Genomic DNA, 5,233 nt, shown 5'->3' with positions numbered 1-5,233 from the left:
GACGCCGCAACCGGCCCAGCCGCACGGGCCCGCCAAGGCCGCCCCGGGACAGAAGGTGGCGCGCATGGTCACCATTGCGCTCGACCCCGGCCACGGCGGCGAGGATCCCGGCGCGACCGGTACCACGGGCGTGCACGAGAAGGACATCGTGCTCGCGGTGGCGAAGCGCCTGAAGGCCAAGCTGGAAGACTTGCCGAACACGCGCGTGATGCTGACGCGCGACGCCGACTTTTTCGTCCCCCTCGGCCAGCGCGTGGAAAAGGCGCGGAAGGTGCAGGCCGACCTGTTCGTGTCGATCCACGCCGACGCGTTCGTCGAACCGACGGCGCGCGGCTCGTCCGTGTTCGTGCTGTCGGAAAAAGGCGCCAGCTCGAGCGCGGCGCGCTGGCTGGCGGCCGACCAGAACAAGGCCGACCTGATCGGCGGCGTGAATCTCGCCAGCCACGACAGGCAGCTGGCGAGCGTGCTGATGGACCTGTCGCAGACGGCCCAGATCAACGACAGCATGAAGCTCGGCAAGGCCGTGCTGACGGAAATCGGCGGCATCAACCGCCTGCACCGCGGCGTCGTCGAACAGGCCGGTTTTGCCGTGCTGAAGGCGCCGGACATCCCCTCGATCCTCGTCGAGACCGCATTCATCTCCAACCCGGAAGAGGAAGCGCGGCTGAAGGATGATGCCTACCAGAACCAACTGGCCGACGCGATCACGAAAGGCATCAAGCGCTACTTCGCGTACAATCCGCCGCTGGCAAAGAGCCGCATGACTTAATGGGACGCCCGCGGGCGTCCCCCTGAGGAGGATTCTCGTGAGCGCAACGACCATCAACTTCGGGCAATTGCCCGCCCTGCAACTTCGCGCGCCGGACGGCGCCGAGGCGACCATCACGTTGTACGGCGCCCACCTGGTGTCGTGGAAAGCCGTCACCACGGCCGGCGGGCCCGCGCAGGAACGCCTGTTCATGAGCAGCCTGTCCGCGCTGGACGGCCAGAAGGCGATCCGCGGCGGCGTGCCCGTCATCTTTCCCCAATTCGCCGAACGCGGCACCGGCCTGCGCCACGGCTTCGCGCGCGTCGCGACCTGGCGCGTCCTCGACCAGGGCGAAGCGGATGGTGCCGCGTTCGCGGTGCTGGCGCTGAACCAGGGCGATCTGCCCCAGCAGCTCGCAGCCGCCTGGCCCTACGCCTTCGAACTGCTGCTGCGCGTGGCCGTGCGCGGCGCGCAACTGGACATGTCGCTCGACGTGCGCAACACCGGCACGCAGACCTTCCCGTTCGCCGCCGCGCTGCACACGTACCACCTCGTCGAAGACGTGGAAGCCGTGCGCATCGACGGCGTGCAGGCGGAGACGCTCGCCATCACCGACAAGCTCGACCAGGTGTTCGAACGCATCGCCGGCGCGATCACGTTCGACACGGGCGCGGACAAGGTGACGCTGGAGCAGACGGGCTTCAACGACGCCGTCGTGTGGAACCCGGGCGCGGCCGACGCGGCGGCGCTGTCCGACATGGAAGACGAGGAATACCGCCGCTTCGTCTGCATCGAACCTGCCTTGCTGGGGGATGCGGCCGTCCGACCGCAGCAACTGGAGCCGGGCGGGATCTGGCGCGGGACGTACCGGGCCGTCGTCCAGGCAGGATGAACGACAACGCCGGCATGTGCCGGCGTTTCATTTTGTAGCAAAAAATGCGCTGTGCGCCTCGCCATGCGGCCTAAACTACATGCTACGAGCATGGGAGGACACGCAAGGAGGAGACGCAATGAGTACATTGGTGAAACGGCTGGCACTCGTGCTGGCGGCGGGGTCCGCCCTGTCTGGCTGCGCCGTCTATGCGCCGCCTTATGCGGCCTATGACGCGCCCTATTATCCAGGCGGCTACGGCCCCGCGTATGTCGGACCGCCCGTCTCGCTCGACTTCAGCTATCACGAATACGATCGTGGCGGCCGTGGCTGGCATGGGCACCGTGGCGGTGGACGCCGCTGGCGTTGAGCACGCAAGCGCTCAGTTCGATTCCTTGATCAAGCGGCCCGCAGTCGACTGGACCGGCCGCGCGTTCAGCGGATACAGGCGCGAGAACAGGGCCATCTGCGCCGGCGACGCCTGCATCGGCTGCTTGAACACCATCCACAGCACGCCTTCCGTGCACGGCGGTTCCGTCAGCGAGCCCATGTAGGTGAAATACTCGCGCCGCTCCGGCAGCGCGTCGGTCGGGTCGATCACGATCGAGGGCGAGACGGTGTCGAATTTTTCCAGCGGCAGGTTGTCCCAGATCGTCTGCATCAGGCGGTGCGGCTGGCCGCGCTCCAGGAGCACGGCGATGATCGCGATCTTGCCTTCGGCGCTCTTGTGCACGAGGTGGATGACCATCTCCGTGCCCTTGCCATTGATCTTTTCTTCCGACGGACGGTGGAAGTGAAATTGCTGTAATTCGTACACGGTGTTGCCGACCGTGATGAAATTGCCGCCGCCCACCGTCACCTGGATCGTGTGGCCATTGTTGACCTCGCTGAACGACGACGGGTGGTAATCGAAGCTGATCTGTTCGAGATTGACCTTGATGCCGTCGCGCAAGTCGATCGGCGACTGGCGGTTGCCGGTGCCGCACTTGGCCCAGTCGACATTGATCTTCGACCAGTTCGCCGGGCCCAGCTCGCCCTCATACGACCACACGGTGCCGTGCTTCGGCGCGGCGGCGACCTGCTCCTCGTGCCTGCGCTTCGCATCGGCGAGTTTTTTCGCGCGCGCAGCGGCCGTCGCGCGGGCCTGCTGGCGCTCGCGCAGCGCGGCCAGGCGCTGGGCAATCTTGGCCGACAGCTCGACCTCGGCATCTTCCTCGCTGGCCGAGCCGGCGCTCGCGGCCGGTTCGGCTTTCGGTTCGGCCTTCTTTTCGACGGGCTCGGCCTTTTTCGTCGCGGCCGGCACCATGGCAGAGGCCGGACGGGACACGGAAGCCGCCAGCCTGGCTGCCGCTGCGGCGGCGGGATCGTTCGCGGCGCTTGCGCTCAGGGCGACGCAGCTGCAAGCGAACAGGGCGATCAGGGTACGCATGGGAATCCAGTAGTGTTACTCTCCCCTGCCTTATCGGCGTGACCGACAGTAAACTTGAGCCTGAGGAACAATTCCGTGCATCAATAGCGGCCGCAAATAAAAAACGCGCCGTCATGCGGCGCGTTTCATGTGATCGCATTGTCGGGCTTCAGCGGCTCATCATGCGCCGTCCGACCTTGTACAGCCCGCCCAGCGCCAGCGGCACGACGGCCGCGCCGACACCCACCAGCACGATGATCGTCAGGTGATCGCGGATCACCGGGATATTGCCGAAGAAGTAACCGCCGGTCACCAGGCTGACCACCCAGGCCACGGCGCCCGTGACGTTGTACATCTGGAAGCGGGCATGGGTCATGTCCGAGATGCCCGCGACGAACGGTGCGAACGTGCGCACGACGGGCACGAAGCGGGCCAGGATGATCGTCTTGCCGCCATGGCGTTCGAAGAATTCGTGGGTGCGGTGCAGGGCGTCCTTGTTCAGCCAGCGGTAATCGTGCGTGAACACGCGATGCCCGATCGCCCCGCCGATGTAATAGTTGAGGGTATTGCCCGTCACCGCCGCCACGATCAACAGGAGCGTCAGCAAGGCATAACTCATCTCGCCGGTGGCGCAGAAGGCGCCGGCAATGAACAGGAGGGTATCACCGGGGAAGAAGAACAGAACCACGAGGCCGGTTTCGCAGAACACGATGGCGAACAGCACGGCATACACATACACCCCGTATTGCGCCAGCAATGTTCCCAGGGTCTTATCGACATGAAGAATCATGTCGAAGAATTGCATCAGATCCATAATTTTCCTAAATGGTAGCGCCGAATCATACCATCAGTCCGACGCCGAAAATGGCCGCCGGCTCATCTTCACCGCGAATTTTCTTCATCGGCAAAATGTTTTAATTCTATTATTTTACAGATTACAATTGTCATCACACCACCCACGACCCCGGCCCGCCACAAGCGGCAAGGAGACGACATTGAAGAAGGCCTATTTCCCCTTCCGGCACACGATTCTCGCCGCCACCTGCACCCTCTTCGCGGCGACGGCCGGCGCCAGGGAACTCCCGCCGAAGCCCGGCGTCGCCGACATCGTCAAGGCATCGAAACCGTCCGACTGGCGGCCCCTCGACCCGGACAACACGCTGTACATGGAACTCCCGTTCGGCCGCGTCGTCATCGAACTGGCGCCGACGTTCGCGCCGAACCACGTGAAGAACATCAAGGCGCTCGTGCGCGAGCATTATTTCGACGGGCTGGCCGTCGTGCGCGTGCAGGACAACTGGGTCGTGCAATGGGCCGATCCGAATGAAGACAACGACAACGCCCGTCCGGTAAAAGGTGCGCAAAAAACGCTGAAGGCGGAATTTACGGTCCCCCTCAGGAACGACACCCATTTCACGCGCATGAAGGACGTCGACGGCTACGCGCCCCAGGTCGGCCATTCGAACGGCTTTCCCGTTGGCCGCGATCCGAAGACGGGCGAAACCTGGCTGGCGCACTGTTACGGCATGGTCGGCGTGGGCCGCGACAACGATGCCGACAGCGGCGGCGGCACGGCGCTGTATGCCGTCATCGGTCCGGCGCGCCACCTCGACCGCAACATCACGGTGGTGGGCCGCGTGATCTCCGGCATGCCGCAACTATCCGCCCTGCCGCGCGGCCCCGCGCCGATGGGGTTCTACGACAAGCCGGAGATGAACGTGCCGATCGCATCGGTTAAGGTGGCGGCCGACGTCCCGGCGGACCAGCGCAGCCGTTTCGAAGTGATGCGCACCGAGAGCGCCGTCTACCAGAGCGTCCTGGACGCCCAGCGCAACCGCGGCGGCCCGTGGACCAAGGTCACGGCCGGTCATCTCGACCTGTGCGCGGCGCCGATTCCCGTACGCGAGCAAAAATAGCCCTAATAAAATTACCCCAATTCGGGGTCAGAGCACGTTTTCCTGAAAATTCGGGGTCAGAGCACATTCTTTTTTGACGCGCTACGCGGGCCGATGCAACCTCGTCTCGCATGCGCTCACTGCAGCGCCAAAGCAAACTCGTGCTTGAGAACTATTGTCCAAAAAAGTGCTCTGACCCCGAAGTGGCGCCGAAATGTGCTCTGACCCCGAATTTGATGCGCACCGAGAGCGCCGTCTACCAGAGCGTCCTGGACGCCCAGCGCAACCGCGGCGGCCCGTGGACCAAGGTC

At 64.5% G+C, this 5,233-nt stretch carries 6 protein-coding genes; 4 read left to right on the top strand and 2 right to left on the bottom strand.

The window, feature by feature from the left end; genetic code table 11:
* From ACEN88_RS23845 to ACEN88_RS23835, 3 genes are all read left to right on the top strand, one after another.
* On the top strand, nt 1-769 hold a 769-nt coding region (locus ACEN88_RS23845), incomplete at its 5' end, for an N-acetylmuramoyl-L-alanine amidase family protein (protein WP_413343642.1).
* Nucleotides 770-806: 37 nt separating this feature from the next.
* Nucleotides 807-1,640 (top strand): D-hexose-6-phosphate mutarotase, encoded by an 834-nt coding sequence (locus ACEN88_RS23840; RefSeq protein WP_413343641.1) that lies wholly within the window; start codon nt 807-809, stop codon nt 1,638-1,640.
* A gap of 118 nt (nt 1,641-1,758) precedes the next feature.
* Nucleotides 1,759-1,989 carry a hypothetical protein gene (locus ACEN88_RS23835; RefSeq protein ID WP_413343639.1) on the top strand — a complete coding sequence of 77 codons (231 nt, stop codon included), beginning with the start codon at nt 1,759-1,761 and terminating at the stop codon, nt 1,987-1,989.
* Nucleotides 1,990-2,001: 12 nt separating this feature from the next.
* Here ACEN88_RS23835 and ACEN88_RS23830 read toward each other — a convergent pair whose 3' ends face one another.
* Together ACEN88_RS23830 and ACEN88_RS23825 are read right to left on the bottom strand one after the other, a co-directional pair.
* Nucleotides 2,002-3,048 (bottom strand): carbonic anhydrase, encoded by a 1,047-nt coding sequence (locus ACEN88_RS23830; RefSeq protein ID WP_413343637.1) that lies wholly within the window; start codon nt 3,046-3,048, stop codon nt 2,002-2,004.
* Between the two features lie 148 nt (nt 3,049-3,196).
* Nucleotides 3,197-3,841, bottom strand: coding sequence for a VTT domain-containing protein (locus ACEN88_RS23825; RefSeq protein ID WP_056130107.1), 645 nt, complete (start codon nt 3,839-3,841; stop codon nt 3,197-3,199).
* 181 nt (nt 3,842-4,022) lie between these two features.
* Here ACEN88_RS23825 and ACEN88_RS23820 point away from each other — a divergent pair, with 181 nt between their 5' ends.
* Nucleotides 4,023-4,943 carry a peptidylprolyl isomerase gene (locus tag ACEN88_RS23820; protein ID WP_413343635.1) on the top strand — a complete coding sequence of 307 codons (921 nt, stop codon included), beginning with the start codon at nt 4,023-4,025 and terminating at the stop codon, nt 4,941-4,943.
* The last annotated feature ends 290 nt before the right edge of the window (nt 4,944-5,233 follow it).

The organism is Massilia sp. CT11-108, assembly GCF_047302915.1.
Lineage (GTDB): Bacteria > Pseudomonadota > Gammaproteobacteria > Burkholderiales > Burkholderiaceae_D > Telluria > Telluria orientalis.
Note: the sequence above shows the minus strand (reverse complement) of the source record. Positions and strands in the feature narration are given on the sequence as shown.